Annotated in this window: 15 protein-coding genes, 1 tRNA gene and 1 pseudogene; 10 read left to right on the top strand and 7 right to left on the bottom strand. The window is 34.0% G+C overall.

All coding sequences use genetic code 11. From position 1 onward, the window contains the following. From BGO27_04925 to BGO27_04945, 5 genes and pseudogenes are all read right to left on the bottom strand, one after another. A pseudogene (locus BGO27_04925) lies at positions 1-259 on the bottom strand (hypothetical protein). Between the two features lie 142 nt (positions 260-401). Beyond that, entirely contained in the window at positions 402-1,760 is a 1,359-nt protein-coding gene (locus tag BGO27_04930) for a hypothetical protein (GenBank protein OJV12070.1), read from the bottom strand. Between the two features lie 64 nt (positions 1,761-1,824). Beyond that, on the bottom strand, positions 1,825-3,765 hold the full coding sequence (locus tag BGO27_04935) for a hypothetical protein (GenBank protein ID OJV12274.1): 1,941 nt from the start codon (positions 3,763-3,765) through the stop codon (positions 1,825-1,827). A 44-nt stretch (positions 3,766-3,809) separates the two neighbouring features. Further along, complete coding sequence (locus BGO27_04940) at positions 3,810-4,337, bottom strand: hypothetical protein (protein ID OJV12071.1); 528 nt, start codon at positions 4,335-4,337, stop codon at positions 3,810-3,812. A 6-nt stretch (positions 4,338-4,343) separates the two neighbouring features. After that, positions 4,344-4,781 (bottom strand): hypothetical protein, encoded by a 438-nt coding sequence (locus BGO27_04945; GenBank protein ID OJV12072.1) that lies wholly within the window; start codon positions 4,779-4,781, stop codon positions 4,344-4,346. Positions 4,782-4,838: 57 nt separating this feature from the next. Between BGO27_04945 and BGO27_04950 the strand changes: the two genes are divergently transcribed. Continuing rightward, a complete protein-coding gene (locus BGO27_04950; GenBank protein OJV12073.1) occupies positions 4,839-5,102 on the top strand; it encodes a glutaredoxin 3 in 264 nt (87 codons plus the stop codon). An 8-nt stretch (positions 5,103-5,110) separates the two neighbouring features. Here the strand turns inward: BGO27_04950 and BGO27_04955 are convergent. After that, positions 5,111-5,187 (bottom strand) — tRNA-Pro (locus BGO27_04955). A 56-nt stretch (positions 5,188-5,243) separates the two neighbouring features. Between BGO27_04955 and BGO27_04960 the strand changes: the two genes are divergently transcribed. From BGO27_04960 to BGO27_04985, 6 genes are all read left to right on the top strand, one after another. Further along, positions 5,244-6,137, top strand: coding sequence for an aspartate carbamoyltransferase (locus BGO27_04960; GenBank protein ID OJV12074.1), 894 nt, complete (start codon positions 5,244-5,246; stop codon positions 6,135-6,137). A 6-nt stretch (positions 6,138-6,143) separates the two neighbouring features. Continuing rightward, on the top strand, positions 6,144-7,472 hold the full coding sequence (locus BGO27_04965) for a dihydroorotase (GenBank protein ID OJV12075.1): 1,329 nt from the start codon (positions 6,144-6,146) through the stop codon (positions 7,470-7,472). 78 nt (positions 7,473-7,550) lie between these two features. Further along, entirely contained in the window at positions 7,551-8,249 is a 699-nt protein-coding gene (locus BGO27_04970) for an orotidine 5'-phosphate decarboxylase (protein ID OJV12076.1), read from the top strand. A gap of 207 nt (positions 8,250-8,456) precedes the next feature. Continuing rightward, entirely contained in the window at positions 8,457-9,128 is a 672-nt protein-coding gene (locus tag BGO27_04975; protein ID OJV12077.1) for a hypothetical protein, read from the top strand. 8 nt (positions 9,129-9,136) lie between these two features. Further along, positions 9,137-9,841, top strand: a complete 705-nt coding sequence (locus BGO27_04980; protein ID OJV12078.1) for a hypothetical protein — start codon at positions 9,137-9,139, stop codon at positions 9,839-9,841. A 29-nt stretch (positions 9,842-9,870) separates the two neighbouring features. Then, positions 9,871-10,605 (top strand): hypothetical protein, encoded by a 735-nt coding sequence (locus tag BGO27_04985; GenBank protein OJV12079.1) that lies wholly within the window; start codon positions 9,871-9,873, stop codon positions 10,603-10,605. A gap of 39 nt (positions 10,606-10,644) precedes the next feature. On the opposite strand, the gene BGO27_04990 is transcribed toward BGO27_04985, so the two are convergent. Next, positions 10,645-12,858, bottom strand: coding sequence for a hypothetical protein (locus tag BGO27_04990; protein ID OJV12080.1), 2,214 nt, complete (start codon positions 12,856-12,858; stop codon positions 10,645-10,647). 120 nt (positions 12,859-12,978) lie between these two features. Between BGO27_04990 and BGO27_04995 the strand changes: the two genes are divergently transcribed. The 3 genes from BGO27_04995 (at position 12,979) to BGO27_05005 (ending at position 16,173) form a co-directional block, all read left to right on the top strand. Next, positions 12,979-14,379: a hypothetical protein gene (locus tag BGO27_04995; protein OJV12081.1), complete on the top strand. Its 1,401-nt coding sequence runs from the start codon at positions 12,979-12,981 to the stop codon at positions 14,377-14,379. A gap of 283 nt (positions 14,380-14,662) precedes the next feature. Then, positions 14,663-15,109, top strand: a complete 447-nt coding sequence (locus BGO27_05000) for a hypothetical protein (GenBank protein ID OJV12082.1) — start codon at positions 14,663-14,665, stop codon at positions 15,107-15,109. A 326-nt stretch (positions 15,110-15,435) separates the two neighbouring features. Next, positions 15,436-16,173 carry a hypothetical protein gene (locus BGO27_05005; protein ID OJV12083.1) on the top strand — a complete coding sequence of 246 codons (738 nt, stop codon included), beginning with the start codon at positions 15,436-15,438 and terminating at the stop codon, positions 16,171-16,173. Positions 16,174-16,209 lie beyond the last annotated feature (36 nt).

A 16,209-nucleotide genomic window follows, 5' to 3' on the forward strand; every position in this document is an offset into this window, starting at 1 on the left:
TCCTTATTATAACCCTTTCAGACATCCTTATTGTCAACCCTTTTCCGTCACCAAAACTTTGAACTTCTACAATTGCGAGAGGTTTAAACCTCGAAGCAATCCATAATAATTTACAGAAAAATAGATTGCCACAAAATGCGTTGCATTTTTCGCAATGACATCCAGCAAGTCCTATCGTCATCGCGAGGAAAATGGAATTTTCCGTGGCGATACAATACAATTTAAGTACATTTATAGATTGCCACAAAATGCGTTGCATTTTTCTCTAATAGACGTAGCGTAACCTATATAATTACAAGGAATGTAGAGTGAATTAAGTTGACTTTTGCTCATAAATAGCAAGCGATATGTAGAAAAATCTACATAACTGAGGAAATGACGCATACCAAAATTATAAATACTTAATTATAAGTAACAGAAACCGCATTTTGTGCTTTTGGCTGTATTGAAACCCTCCAGTGATCAACTTTTTTGCTTCCTAAATTGCTATATTTATCATCAGATAAAAATACAGCCTCTTCATTATTATTCATCAAATTTTGATACTTATCAGCAAGCTTGTTGGTGTGACCCAGGAAGAAAATATCCTTAACACAAGTTCCAATCTCTTTTTGACCACGTTTTGCACTAACGCTATTGATAAAGCCACCGAAAAACCTGCCTATAGCATATCCAGTAAAACCAAGTGCCATCATTGTAAATTTAGCCTGTTTGTTATAATGTCCAATTGCTAATCCACAAAAAGTCAGTAGAAATGTAGCTAACCAGCGATAGGCTTTAGTAGAGCTGTATAAATAATTTGAATAATCTTTTTTCTTGAGATCCAGATTTTTAGTCACATAACTAAAGAAATGCTCAAATGATAAATCCTTCATTGTAACTAAAATATTGTTGTTCGATACATTTATATCTGCACGATTTTTCATTTTATTTACAGCTTTTATAACCTTATCACGTAATGTATATATCACGCCAATCTGCGCTGATTTATTAGCATAATTAAACTGATAGAAGCTTGTCATCTCAAAAAATTTATCATTGGCTTTACTTTTTTGAGGGTAAATGACATTGCTAATCTCAGGGAGTTGTTTGCTTTTGTATTGCTTCACGCTGTAGATATTATTTTGTATAGACTTGTCATTATAAAGTTTTGGTAATGTATTATACTTTATATCCCAATTATGAGTAGTTGTGGCATTTAAATTTATCTCAAACCCAGTATCAATTTGTTTTGGTCTATCAGGTGCTTTTAATTTATTAACAGCAAAATTAACTGCATTTAAAGTAACACTACTGTCATTATTCTCAGGTATAATATCAAACTTATCAAACAAACTTTTCGCCGACTCAAATAACTCGGGATACTGCGAGAACTTGCATAAATGAACGCAATTTATAATGAAGGCATTTAAGTTATAAGGTGATGTTGTATGCTTTTCATAAAGTCTTGGTAAAAACCCGGGCTGTCTGTCTTTGTAAGGTTTGTATTGTAAATTTATTCTTTGAATGTCATCTAAACTTTGATTATTTTCGGATGCAATTATTGTCATGAAATGCCTTTTGTGATCATTAGACATTCCACTGTAATAAACTTCAAAATAACTTATGGCATGCTCGGCAGTGGGAAAATTTATATATACGGTTTTATTAAAGTCATTGAAATATGGTGCTATAAGTAAAATAGGTGTTGGGGCAAAGCTCGATAAAATATCACCAGTTTTTCCAAGCTCAGAGTTTTTAAAGTTAATTCTACTTTTCATTTTTTAACTCCTGATTGATAGTTAAGTTATAAAAAACATAAGTATAAAATTATACTAACACCCTTTAAAATTTTTTAAATCTTAAAATACTAGAATTTACAATACTTACCACATCGCTTAAGGAATTTAAAATCGTTGCCATAAGTGGTGAAATGATAATACCATAAGGTACAAGCAAGCCAGAAGATAAAGGAATTACAATAGCATTATAGCCAATTGCAAAATATATATTTTGACGCATTTTACTATGTGCAGCTTTTGCAAAATTGATAGTGGTTATAATGTCGCTTAAATGGCTTTTAACCAAAATAATATCAGCCGATTCAAGTGCAACTTCAGTACCTGCACCAATTGCAATACCAACACTTGCCTGAGTAAGGGCAGGAGCATCATTAATACCGTCACCAATCATCGCAACAATATGACCCTGAGTTTTGAGTTCCTCAATTTTATTGAGTTTATCTTTGGGTGATACACCCGCAAACACGCTTTCAATACCAACCTGAGATGCAATTTCATTAGCAGTTATCTCGTTATCACCAGTTAGCATAATTGGCTTGATTCTAAGCTTTTTTAGGCTCGCTATAACACTAGTCGCATCTGGTCTGATAGTGTCGCTTAAAACTAATGCGCCAATTAACTGATTATCGCTACTTAAAAACGCATAGGTTCCGCTAGTTTTAACTTCTGTTGCTATTAATTGTTTTGCTCCCGTAATATTTTTTAGAACATAATCCATATTAGTAACATAATAACTTTCACCATCTATATCGCCTTTAAGACCAACGCCAGGCAATGCGGTAAAATTATTGGCTTTAAGTAATTCTATATTGTTTTTGCTAGCATATTTTACAATGCTTTTAGCAATCACATGTTCTGAGTGTGCCTCAAGTGATGCAATAATGCTTAGTACTTGCTCACCAGAGTAACTATTATTAAAAGCTTTAATTTTCGTAACATCAAACTCACCAGTAGTGATTGTTCCTGTTTTATCAAAAACTATTACATCGCTACTTGCTAATAATTCAAACGCTTTACGGTTTCTAATTAAAATGCCTTTTTTTGCAGCCCGACTAGAGATAATTGCAATTACTATCGGTATAGCAAGCCCTAATGAATGTGGGCATGATACTACAAAAACACTGATTGCTCTTTCAATAGCAAAGTATGTTTCTGACTTTATAACAAAATACCAAATTATAAATGTTAAAATTCCCGCTGAGGTCGCAACTTTAGTAAGAATTCCTGCGCCTTTGTCAGCAAAATCCTGAGTCAGTGATTTGGTCTGCTGAGCGTCTTTTAGCATATTAACAATAGAGCTAATATAAGTAGAACTTGCGCTATTGGTAACCTTAATTTTTATAGATCCGTTATCATTGATACACCCGCCAATAACCTTGCTACCAACGTGTTTAGAAACGGGTTTAGATTCACCTGTAATAAGGCTTTCGTTAACGGTAGTTGAACCATCCATAATTTCGCCATCAATCGGTATACGCTCACCAGGTTTTACGAGTACCACATCACCGATCTTTAGGCTTTTAATAGGAACCTGACTAATTTTATCATTTTCAATAAGGTTTGCAGTACTGGGTAGTAAGTCACCCAGTTTATTAATCGAATCCCCAGCTTTTAAAGTAGACTTAGACTCAATAATATGACCAGTAAGCATTACCAGAATCATAGTCGAAAGCTCAAAGTAATACTGCTTTCCTTCTATAATATCAAAATCCGCAAGTAGGCTAAAAACATAAGTGATGGTAATCGCGCTTCCTACTAATGACATCATGCCAGGGCTTAGTCTTTTCATCTCATGGTAAAAGCCTTCTAAAAACTCCCAACCCGAGTACCAAAATATGGCGGAGCTTGCGATAATTACTAAGTAATGCTGAAATAAATCCTTCTCGAATTTTATAGGTGAAATTAGGTCAAAGAACTGTGAGTTAACAAAAATAGGTATGAAAAATATAATAGCAACTGCTAGTTTTTTATATAAGTTTTTCAGTTCATGATCATTTTCAGCGCAGCAAGACGACCCCATAATTTTTCCTATATTTTCTCAGCTATTTTAATAGCAATTTTGCTGGTAGTGTTGATTAATTTATATAGTAAAGAATAAGCAGGAGCGGTTTTAGAACCCGACCTAATTGCTTCATCGTGATGCTCAAGTTCGTCATCCCTGAATTTCTGTATGGTATCTACTAATTCAGGCTCAATTTCTCTAAGCTCTTCAATCTGATTATTATAATGTTCGGTGATTGCGGCTTCTACTGCTTCGGTGCATAACATTGCGGCCTCTACACTCATTTTGGCTGTAATTTTGCCAAGCATAAATCCGCCAATATTCCACAAAGGAGATAGCAAACTCGGTCTTATATGGCGTTTAAGCAGCTCATTTTCAAAGAATTCAAGGTGTTCTTCTTCCTGTTTTGCCATATGTTCTATTTTGCTATTGCCAAGAAGTACTGAAAGCTGACCGCGATAAATATGTTTTGCCCCATATTCACCTGCATGGTTTACCCTTAAAATTTCTGATAATCTTTCAGATTTAGATTTGTCGCCAGGCAAATAAGTCATTGTTTTTTACTGCTTTTTTGTTAAATAAATTCCGAAAAATAAGACTAAACTATGATATATAAAGTTTACATTTGCAAGAGAAAGCCCAAGAATTCTAAAATTTACTTCCCTGCAATCTGGCATTTTGTTAAATATATCGTTTAAATCATTAGGAACTACGCAGTCTACAATCGGTTCTATAACTTTAAGCTCAATGAGGCTGTGGTATCCCGATAGTGCAAGTGATGCAATAACAGCCATAAATAGTAAAGGCATTTTGATGCCAGATGGGCTGAATGTAAGCATTGGGATTGTTGCGTAAAATATATATCTTTCATAAAGGCAAAGTTCGCAAGGTTTTATATGGAAATGGTACTGAAGTAAAAGCGCACCACTTACGGCAACTATCAATGAAAATACATAGCAAAAAATAAAGTATTTTTGAATTAAAGATTTCGTTTGCATACTAGGCACTTCGGTATTAGATTAATGCTTGATTAACAGAATCGCAGGTATTTTATTATGTCGCAAGCAAAAATTATTATTTATACAAAAAATAATTGCCCTTACTGTGTTAAAGCTAAACACTTACTTACAATGAAAAACGTTGCATTTGAAGAAATTGATACTACAGGCAATGATGAATTAAGACTAAAGTTAGTTGAAATGTCAGGTGGCAGAAAAACTGTGCCTCAGATATTTATAAATGACGTGTGCTATGGTGGGTTTGATGATATTTACAAACTTGACCAGGAAGGAAAATTAGATGTACTTTGGGATATGTAACTAGAAGATGGTCGGAGCAGAGGGATTCGAACCCCCGACCCTCTGGTCCCAAACCAGATGCGCTACCAGGCTGCGCTATGCTCCGAATCGTTGATAGGCTGGAATATAAAATAGAACTTTTAACTTGTCAAATATATTTTTATGAAAATAAAACACTTAATATCGATAAATGATCTAGGTCAGGATGAAATAGATTATGTTTTTAATGCAGCTCAGTCTTTTAAAAAAGGCGTCAATAACAAAAGGTTAGAGGATAAGTCGGTTGCAACCATCTTCTTTGAAGACTCTACCCGTACTAAGTCATCATTTACCCTAGCTGCTAGCAAACTGGGAATGCATGTGCTTAACCTCGAGGTTTCACAGTCTTCTATTACTAAAGGCGAAAGTATGATTGATACTATTAATACAATAGCAGCGTATGGTACTTCTGCGGTAGTAATCAGGCATAAAGAAAGCGGTATATTAAAGCTTATATCTAATAAGGTAAATGCCAGTATTATTAGTGCAGGTGAGGGATGTTTTGAGCATCCAACCCAGTCTTTACTCGATTTTGTTACCATAAAAGAACATTTTGGTAATGTAAAAGGCTTAAAAATAGCTATAGTCGGTGACATATTACATAGTAGGGTGGCGCGTTCTAATATTAAGCTTTTAACAAAGCTTGGCGCTCACATAAACTTAGTGGGGCCTACAACTTTAGTGCCAGACTATAATATTCCAAATGTTAAGGTTTATCATAATCTTACGGACGGTATTATGGGTGCAAATGTAATATACGTGCTTAGAATTCAAAAAGAAAGAATGGATCTTAAGTTTATTTCCTCGTTTGAAGATTATGCAAGGCTTTACCAAGTGTCGCATGATACCTTGAAAAATGCTGATAAAGACGTAATAATAATGCACCCAGGGCCTAAAAATAGGGGCGTGGAAATTACATCAAATCTTGCGGATGACGGAAAATATAGTAAAGTACTCACCCAAGTAGAAAATGGTCTTTATACAAGACAGGCAATATTTAGTTTAATATGCGGATAATTAAAAATGACAGATAAATTCAGTAAACCTCATAATTATAAAAATGTACCGAAATTCCTTTATAACGCAAGGATAATGGATCCCAAAACCAATACCGATACTATTGGCGGTCTTATTATCGAAGATGGCAAAATTATGGACTTTGGAAGCCATCTGCAAGATGTTCTTCAGGCTTCTGATTCATATCAAAAAATTGACTGTAAAGGTAATGTTTTAGCGCCGGGTCTTGTTGATATTCAGGTGCATTTTCGTGAGCCTGGTCAAACACATAAAGAAACAATAGAATCGGGTAGTAAATCTGCTGTAAGTGGTGGTATTACAACTGTTGTTTGTCAGCCTAATACTAAGCCTGTAATCGATAGCAAAACTATTGTCGATATTATTAAAGATAAAGCAAGAAATGCTTATTGTTCTATCAGAACTTACGCTGCGATTTCTAAGGGAATGAAAGGCGAGGAGCTGAGTGACATGGCAGAGCTTGCAGAAGCTGGTGTTGTGGGCTTTACCGATGATGGACTTCCGCTTATGAACTCGCTTTTAATGCGTAGAGCTTTTGAGTACTCTAAGGAGCTAGGGCTTCCTATAGTTCAGCATGCTGAAGACCTTAATTTAACTGCTGGTGGATGCATTAATGAAGGCAGGGTGTCTTTTGAGCTTGGTGTAAAAGGAATACCTAACATTTCGGAATCAGTTATGGTTGCAAGGGACATCGAGATTTTAAGGGCGACAGGTGGGCATTACCATGTTCTTCATGTATCAACTAAGGAATCCATGGATCTTATTGAAAGAGCTAAAAATGACGGTCTAAATGTGACCTGTGAAGTTGCGCCTCATCACTTTACACTAACAGATGAAGCGGTGATGAAATATGGAACAAACGCCAAAATGAACCCTCCGCTTAGAAGTCAGGTGGATGTTGATGCTCTTATTTCAGCTATGCAAAGAGGGATAGTAGATGCAATTGCTACCGACCATGCTCCACACGATTTTTCTAGTAAAAACACTACTTTAGCTCAGGCAACATTTGGTATTGTAGGCGTTGAAACTATGCTCCCACTTTCACTTGCGCTATATCATCAGGGTAAAATTTCCCTTATGGATGTGCTAAATATGATGACATACAGAGCTTCTAAAGTTCTAAACTTGGGTGTTGGTGCTATTGAAAAAGGAGCTTCTGCTGCCCTTTGCCTAATTGACCTTGATCGTAAATGGGTGCATAGAGCCAATGACCTACATTCAATTTCTAAAAACACGCCGTTTGACGGATGGGAAATGCAGGGTAAGGCCGTTATGACGCTATATGCTGGTGATGTGGTATTTAAAGACAATATTTAGCCTAGGTCTTTGGTTAAAATCCCTTAGCTATAGGGCGATATAAATTAGAGTAATCTTTTGAAATATATGGAGAAAAGAATGTTACCCAAAAACAAGCTATTTGTTGCTTTAGATAACATGGATATTGCGGGTATAAACAGAACCTTAGAGCCGATCGCAGATTTGGTAGGCGGTATTAAGCTTGGGATGGAGTTTTGGAATAGATACAATGTTAATGGTGTTAAGCGCCTTACAAAAACCCATAATCTGCCGCTTTTTCTGGATCTTAAGCTTCATGATATTCCAAATACTGTGGCACATGGTTTGAAATTTGCCCTGAAGTGCCACCCATTTATGACCACAATCCATGCGGCTGGTGGGGCAAATATGATAAGGGCAGCCAAGGATACTATTTTAGATAGTGAATCCCCAGAAACCAAGCTTTTGGCAGTAACGGTGCTAACAAGCCTAACCCAGAGTGATTTGGGGGCTATGGGATTTGCAGGTAGCGTAAGTGATACAGTGCTAAAACTCGCTGATAATGCTATAAAATCGGGTGTAGATGGTATAGTTTGCTCGCCGCTTGAGATTGACCTTATCCGCCAGAATTTCGGTAAGGATATCATGGTTGTAACCCCAGGAATTCGTATGCAAACCGGTGGGGATGATCAAAAACGTACCCTAACGCCTAAAGAGGCCGTAGAAAAGGGAGCGTCATATATTGTTGTTGGCAGACCGATTACGGAAGCTTCGGATATAAAACAGGTAACTCAGGATATTATTAGGATAATATCCTAGAATTATCCTAATATAGTTTTTTAAGTTTAGGTTTGCGTGCGTCATTTCCTCACTCATGTAGATTTTACTACATATCGCCCTTTATTTCTGTGCAAAACTCAACTTAATTCACTATAATGTTTTGTTTAAATTGAGTGGATGTATTAATTAAAAGTTGACATTTTGTTAATATTTTGGTAAATTACCATCAATAAAATAAGGTATAAAATGGCAAAAGTAAAATATGAAGATTTGAATCAGCAAGAAAAAGAATTTGTTGATGCTGTTAAAAAGAATGTGTACGTAGATAACTGGGGTAACAAAGATAGTAAAGTGGTGTCGTGTGTAATGGCAGCACGGCTTATAATTGGTGGGTTGTTAACTTATTTTGTTGGTATACCTGTTGCTGGTTCATTGGTAGCTCCATTATTTAGGCAGTTAACTATTTCACCAGTTGTTACTAAAACTATGAGTATAGCAGCGTCATACGTTGCAGGTAGTATTTATGCAAAAGCTGATTATGCTAGACCATTTAACTGGTTACTTAATAAAATGCCAACTGCTATAGCTAATGTTATTAATGGTTTAAAAAATTGGGCTGAGGATTATCAAATTTATAATAAATTTATGGAATTTATTGTTAATCCTACTGTTGATGGAAGATATAAATTTCCTACAATTAGTTCTAATTCTACAAACTTGTTTAATGTAATAAAAGAAAATGGTTACAAAGCACCCTCACAAAATGCTTTTAATGTAATGAATGAGCATTTGCAGGTTATTTCTGACAGGGCTACAGGTACAATTGATGTTTTAAACCCTATGACTATCATTCAGCCAAATAAAAGTTTTAGAGTTAAAAATTCTGAAGACGTTAAAGCTAAAGCAGTTAAAATATAGGTAATAAAATGACAAAAGTAAAATACACGGATTTAACCGTTAAACAGAAGACAATAGCGGATAGCGTTTTAAAAAATGTGAAAATTAAAAGTTACGTATATTCTGATCCTGATGATAGGCCGTTATTTATAAATGCTGCGTTAATAGGCTTGATTGTTCTTAGATTTGTAGCCGGTGCGGCATTAACCTGGTTTTTAATGCCAAAATTTGTTACAGCATTAAGCCGTATTGTTCCGTTAGATAAGCTTACAAAAATGTTCGCTCCAATTGCTAATAGCAATGCTTTAAAGCCTGTTGCTCAATTTTTCAGTAAACATTCTGCAAAGATTGTTAAAGGTTCTGTAGCATATGTAGGTGGATCAATTTATGCTAAAGCAAATTATATATTCACTGACCCTCACGATTTAGTAGTAAGTTTAGGAAAAAAATTGCCAAAGTTTATTGTTTATACAATTGGTATTTTGATCTTACCTATAAGAGCAAGTGTTGAAAAGGCTAGAGTTAGTAATGCCTATAAAAACGGTAAAAAAATTCTTTTGGACGATGACCTTAATTGCGATATTGAATTAGAATCATATATAAACAACCAGCTTGAAAATAAATCTGAATCATTTGTTGGTCATGTTTTAAATCCTGTAACATTATATAGAATTGATAAGAGAATTGAGCTTTCAGAAAAAGGTCATGATGAAATTAAAGCTGCAATGAGATAATAATATTAGTATCTGGGTAAATAAAAATTATGACTAAGGTAAAATACGCTGACTTAAACGAGAAAGAAAAGAAAGTAGCAGACAGTGTTTTAAAAGACGTAAGGCTTAAAAATGATCTTATGTATAATAAAAAATTTGATCATAATTTATTTAGAATTGGGCTGATTTTAAGTAAGTTTGCTGTTGGATTTTTAGTATCATGGTTAATTTTTCCAAAGGTTGCTCAATATGCGGGTAAGCTTTTTGCAAAGATGCCTAATGTTGTGGGGGCAAATAAACTAGCTGAATTCGGTAGCAGGATAGCTGATAAAAAGTTTATTAGACCAGTTGCAAGTTTTTTAGGTAAACACTCTTATAAAATTAAGAGAATAATATATTCACATGTGGGTGCAAGTATATTTGCCAAAACAAATTATTACCTTGTGAAAAAAGATAGTGTGCAAAATTTCTTCTCTAAGATGCCAGACTTCTTAAGCAATAAATATATTGCACCATTTATTGCCTTGTTTTTTATACCAATACCTTGTGTTGATGATTTTCGTTTGGCGCCTACAAAATTAACGGACAAAATCGACAGGCATTTAAAAGCAGTTAATCGTAAAATTATGGAAAATAAACATGCCACTCCGTCAGCCAATTTAAGAAACTATGTTGAGCAAACTTTGGTTGCAAGGCAGCATACAATTGGGGCGAAATTCACAGATGTTATAAACCCAGCAACATTAGTTTTACCTGACAAAAAGCTAAAACTTATTGCAAAATAAAGAAGTTTGGTAGCGAGGGGAGATATTATTTAAGAATTTCTAATAATATCTTTGCCCTACTTCATTATTATTTATTTCATTATCAAATTTATCTCGGTAACAAGACTCTATTTTCTCGATCTGCATATGATGATCTGGACTTAAAGTATGGTTACCTGACTCAATATGATTGATAATTATTTCATTTGAAGGCTTAATATTTGGAGATTGATTGTCTTTTTCTGGATAAAAATGATTCCATGGATGCCAAAAATATTTAGGAGAATAAAACAACTCCAAAAGATTAAAATCATCTTGTTCATTATTTGGTTTGCTATATGCAACTTTAACTGGTTTTTTTGTTTTGACATCTACGAATTCAAGAGAGGCAATGTCGTCTCCAGGTGCAAAAGCCTGTTTTAGAATATTTTTGCCAAGATCAAACTCAATAAAAATCTTTCTGTGATGTATGTTTTCATCATTTTTTACTACTTTATGAATAAACCATGGTTTAACATTGCCGTTTTTAATAAGCTCACTTAAATCAATATTAGTTTCCTCTTTAACTTCTCTAATTGCTGCCTCTAAATAGTCTTCGCCAATGTCTTTAAATCCACCAGGAAACATTAAAGTGTTATCAAGACCATCTTTGCCAATTTTTCTTGCCATTAATACTACTTTTTTCCCATCTTCCAGCTCACCTTTGATAATTGCTACAACTGTATTTGAATGATTTTTAAGAGGCTTTATAACATTTTTTGGTATTTGAAATTTGTATTTTTTAAATATGTCTAAAGCTTTTTCATCACCAAGGTATTTTGCAAGATCTATAGGTGTAATCCCGGTTTCTGATGAAATAAATGGGTCAGCTCCTTTCTCCAGAAACTTTTCTATATATTTATATTTATTTCCTGAAAGCTGTAAAAGAAAGTGTAAGGCTGTAAACCCTGCATATTCTGGCTCGGATTTATCTTTAAATTGTGCATTAATAGGCGCGCCACTTTCAAGACATAAATCAATACCTTTAGAAGAGGCATTTCTGACATAGTTAATAAGTGGTGTACTGCTATTTGCAGGCGTTTGCTTAATATCTGTTCCTTGCGATAAAAGAAACTTAAACATCGCAATGCTTGTTGATTCCTGAGGTGCGTCTTTGTAACTTGATGCAAGGAGCAGTAAATCGTTGTATTTATTTAATCCACCTATATTACTAATAAGCATTTGCATTGCATCTATGTTATGAGTGTAGGCTGCAAATCTAAAAGCGTTGTTATTATGAATTGGGATTTGATAATCTGCATAATGAAAATCAATTCCAGATTTAATATCTAATCCCATTACATTTTGATGAGTTAAATGTGATAATTGCCATTTAAGAGTAGGTTCAAATAAGGTTTCTGATGGTCCTATAGAATGCTTATTAGCATTTATTACTGAAGGAGATTTAGTAATGCTTATGCATTCTTTAATTGAGTATAAATTAAGTGGAACTGCAAGTTTACCTTCTGGGTAAAGTTTGGGAGGCATTATAATAGCCATTAGCTTCGATAGTTCTCTAATTTGAGCAAATTCATTGTATTTATTAAATTCATTATAAAAATTATCATTTGCAAATAATCTTAAAGACTGAATAAACTGTAATGAAATTCCTTCTAAAATGTCTCTTCCTAAAAATATTTCATCATTAAATTCAACTGAAATAGATTGAGAATCATATGTATATTTCTTTTCTTTTGTATTCCAGTTTGTAATTATAGAGAATTTTTTAGAGTCAATTGTAACTTGAGGAAGATGGAAGTTTTTTTCTAAATCTGAAAGGTGGTTACTTACAAATAAATTTTGAGCTATATCTGGTCTTTTTATAAGTAACTTGGGTAAATTAAGCTCAATTTCATATCCATCATGAGAGTTTAACCAAGTTGGTAATGGCGTATATTTGAGACCGATTGTCCAAAAACTGTTATTTGGGTATTTTTTTCTATTTGTAAATCTTTTAATATAATTTTTGCCAAGTTGTGCTTCTAAATAGCTAATGGGATAAATTGTATCAGGTTTTGCAAGACTTCGGGTTTTATGTTTAGCTGTAAGATTATTTTGTAACAGTTCTTGGATTTTAGTTTCGGTATCCGACATTTTGCCAACTGAGCTGCGCAGCTTCATAACATTAATAGCTGATTTTTTAGGAAGACTAATTTTATTCAATATTTCAAAATCAGTCGTTACCCTACTAAAGGTATGATATTTATAAAATAAATTATCTAATATTCGCTTCATAAAAATGCCTCCATATATATTTGCTATAGGTTATTATAAGGATAAAATAGTTAATTATAAATTGACACTAATCGCTACTATTATAAAGTAAAGCATGAACTTTAAATTGCAAAGGTGTTTATGCTTGATAGTATAATTGTTGGTCTTTATTTGCTTATTGCGCTGGCAGTAGGAGTTATTGCGTCAAAATTTGTAAAGTCGGATGATGACTATAATACTGGTGGCAAAAATTATTCTGGTATCATGATATTTGCAACTTTATCTGCCTCATTTCTTGGGGGCGGCTTTACAATAGGGCTTGCGGAAAAAACATACACTTATGGCATAGTTTTTATATTAGCAATCTGGGGCTTTAGCTTAAAAGAAATTTTAATTGCAAAACTTATTGCACCTAGAATGGAAAACTTTCAGAAAGACTGCGTAACAGTTGGCGATATCATGGAAAAGGGCTATGGTAAAAATGCCAAAATAATATCAGGAATCGCATCAATTTTATGCTGCGGAGGAATCATAGGCGCACAAGTTGCTGCATGCGGCAATATTTTGCATATTCTAATGGATATACCGCCCCAGGTTGGCAGTTTAATTGCGGCAAGTATAGTGGTTGCATATGCATCTGTTGGTGGGCTTAAATCAGTTGTGATAGTAGATGTGCTACATTTTTGTGTACTGATAATAATGGTTCCAGTTATTTTATTTTTCGGGCTGAATTACGTAGGAGGGGCAACTAATTTATTTGAGTCTATGCCTACATATAAATTACTGCCATTTGGAGAAATAGGGTTATTCTCATTTGCAATATTATTCGCTAGCTTTTTTTTAGGTGAAACATTGGTTCCGCCTTACGTACAAAGGCTCTTAATAGGTAAAAACTCTTTAGAGACCGAAAAGGGAACTGTTTATAGCGGATTAATGTCTATAATATTCTTTACCGTAATAGGGGTTATTGGCATGATTGCATCTAATATTGCCCCTGAGATTGAAAGTAAATTTGCTTTGCCATATGTTATTAATAACGTAATGCCAATTGGTCTTAAAGGGTGTGCAGTAGCTGCAATGCTTGCTATTATAATGTCATCAGCGGATGCATTTTTAAATGCTACTAGTATTGGCGTAAAAAATGACTTGCTCAAACCTTTGGGGCTAAGCAAAGTAGCAAACATAAGTGATCTAAATTTATCCAGGTTAATTACGCTTTTAATAGGTGCCGTTGCAATTGCATTTGCGCTTACTACATCAAGTGTAATAGATATTTTACTTTATTCATATCAATTCTGGACTCCATTTATACTAATTCCTTTGGTTGCAGTTATATTTGGCTTTAAATCATCGCAAAAAGCTTTTCTATTTTCTGCTATGGTTGGAATAATAACTTTAGTTGCATGGAACATTTTTGAACCATTTTCAATTGGTATAGATGGGGCATTAGAAGGTGTGATTTTTGGTGTTATAATGAACAGTTTGGCGTTTTACGGGTTTTCATATATGCTGCCAAAAGACGCTAAAATGCTGGCTATTTAATAAATATAAAAAATTTTTGCGAAATGCTATTGACACATAAAAATTAATAAGATACTAATTTAATATATACAGCTGATATAAATTTTTAATAAAGTTTGTATCAGCAATGTAGAAAATGCTTAAGTCTTTTTCAAATACGTTAGGTGAAATATTTATTTCATCTTACCTAATTGAAAAGGCAAGCGCGGTTCTTTTTGCAATGGTGCAAAGGAATTTGTGTTTGGTACTTTAGTTTTACACTATAATACCAAGCTACCAAAACTTAATTTTAGTGGAGGAAGTTATGCCTTTAAATAATATTGATACACAAAAAGTTTTATTAGACCTTTATCACCATGAAATTGCAGCACGTGATATTTACAAAGAAGTATTATCGCACGTTACTGATAACAAAATTTTTGGTGAAATTAAAACTTTTGCAGGTCAACACGAAGACCACATCAGAAATCTTGCTGAAGTTCTTGAAAAAATCAGCACAAAAGAAATCGATGAAAGCAAAGATATGAAAGGTTACTTAATGTCTGCATACGCAACACTAAGAAGCATGACAGGTCAAGATGGTGCTTTAAAAGCATTACACACAGCTGAAGAAGTAATCTTAAAACGTTACCAAGAAGCTGCAAATGAAGACTTAGAGCAAGATTATAAAGATCTTGTAAACACTCACTTAAAACAAGAAGAAGAGCATAGTGCATATATCAACAAAGTAGTTGAAGAAATGGCAGTATAGTTTGTAATGACTGGATTTGGACTGTAATATACGTCGCTTTGTCACTCACGTAGGTTTGCTACGCTTCGTTCCTAGCTTCTGTATTACATGTCCAACTGCAGTCATTACAGTTTGTTTCTGGATTTGGACTGTATAGTTAAGTCTTTATAATTCTGGTATGTGCTTAGTAGGCTTCGCTCGTCATCCCTGTACCATAATTTAAATACTTTAACTAATAATATGCGTCGCTTCGTTACTCACTTAGCTTTCGCTATACATATCCAAATACAATTACTATATATTTGTTTTAAAGCTGCCGTAGTTTCCATAACTTAGGCAGCTTTTTTATGGAGATTACTATGGAAGGCTTTAATATTGTTCAGGTTCTAAATTTTTTACAGGCAATTGCATGGCCTGTAACTATTCTTACGCTCTTTTATTACTTTGCTTCACCTTTAAAAAGTTTATTATCTGCGATTACTGTAGCAGTTAATGAAAGGGGTGTAAAGCTTACAGCTGGTGGCATTGAAATATCACAGCCGCAACTAGATGAAAATGTTGTAGAGCCTATTAAAGAGCCGCATTACTACCAAATGATAGCTCAGCAGTCTAAAGCTGAAACAGTTAAAACTGATATAATTGAAGGCGATACCCCAACAAATGTTGAAGAAGCATTAGAAAAGCATGAGAGAAAGTTAGTTACTGACATTTCAGGTGAGATTGAAAAGTTCTTATCTAATAAAAGCCTTAAAGATGAAGATCAGGAAATTTTAAAAGGGCTTTTATGTGATGCATATATAAACCTTTATTTTGAACGTGCTTACCAAAAAATACTAGGTAGTCAGATAAGGCTTATGCAAAGACTGCGCGATAATAAAGAGGGCTATTTTGATGAAGACTATGTTGAGAAATTCTTCCAGGAATATAGAGCTTCCGATAAAATTACTTTTGATTTATGGGTGTCATTTTTAGAAAGATCAAGATTCGTTAAAAGGAAGAATAATAAAGTAACTTTAAGAGACGAGGGGAAAGAGTTTTTAAGTTATATAGTTGACAGAAATTATCCACTGGGAAAAGCTGGCTAAAAATTTTCCTTTTTCAAATTTATAAAATAGATTAGG

It is taken from the genome of Alphaproteobacteria bacterium 33-17, assembly GCA_001897445.1.
Classification (GTDB): Bacteria; Pseudomonadota; Alphaproteobacteria; order Rickettsiales; family 33-17; genus 33-17.

Bases quoted from the DNA above. Each gene is read 5' to 3' on its own strand.
- BGO27_05005 (OJV12083.1), top strand. From the start codon at position 15,436: ATGGAGATTACTATGGAAGGCTTTAATATTGTTCAGGTTCTAAATTTT.
- BGO27_04985 (OJV12079.1), top strand. From the start codon at position 9,871: ATGACTAAGGTAAAATACGCTGACTTAAACGAGAAAGAAAAGAAAGTA.
- BGO27_04950 (OJV12073.1), top strand. From the start codon at position 4,839: ATGTCGCAAGCAAAAATTATTATTTATACAAAAAATAATTGCCCTTAC.
- BGO27_04970 (OJV12076.1), top strand. From the start codon at position 7,551: ATGTTACCCAAAAACAAGCTATTTGTTGCTTTAGATAACATGGATATT.
- BGO27_04940 (OJV12071.1), bottom strand. From the start codon at position 4,337: ATGACTTATTTGCCTGGCGACAAATCTAAATCTGAAAGATTATCAGAA.
- BGO27_04960 (OJV12074.1), top strand. From the start codon at position 5,244: ATGAAAATAAAACACTTAATATCGATAAATGATCTAGGTCAGGATGAA.
- BGO27_04965 (OJV12075.1), top strand. From the start codon at position 6,144: ATGACAGATAAATTCAGTAAACCTCATAATTATAAAAATGTACCGAAA.
- BGO27_04980 (OJV12078.1), top strand. From the start codon at position 9,137: ATGACAAAAGTAAAATACACGGATTTAACCGTTAAACAGAAGACAATA.
- BGO27_04975 (OJV12077.1), top strand. From the start codon at position 8,457: ATGGCAAAAGTAAAATATGAAGATTTGAATCAGCAAGAAAAAGAATTT.
- BGO27_04945 (OJV12072.1), bottom strand. From the start codon at position 4,781: ATGCAAACGAAATCTTTAATTCAAAAATACTTTATTTTTTGCTATGTA.
- BGO27_04930 (OJV12070.1), bottom strand. From the start codon at position 1,760: ATGAAAAGTAGAATTAACTTTAAAAACTCTGAGCTTGGAAAAACTGGT.
- BGO27_04995 (OJV12081.1), top strand. From the start codon at position 12,979: ATGCTTGATAGTATAATTGTTGGTCTTTATTTGCTTATTGCGCTGGCA.
- BGO27_04990 (OJV12080.1), bottom strand. From the start codon at position 12,858: ATGAAGCGAATATTAGATAATTTATTTTATAAATATCATACCTTTAGT.
- BGO27_05000 (OJV12082.1), top strand. From the start codon at position 14,663: ATGCCTTTAAATAATATTGATACACAAAAAGTTTTATTAGACCTTTAT.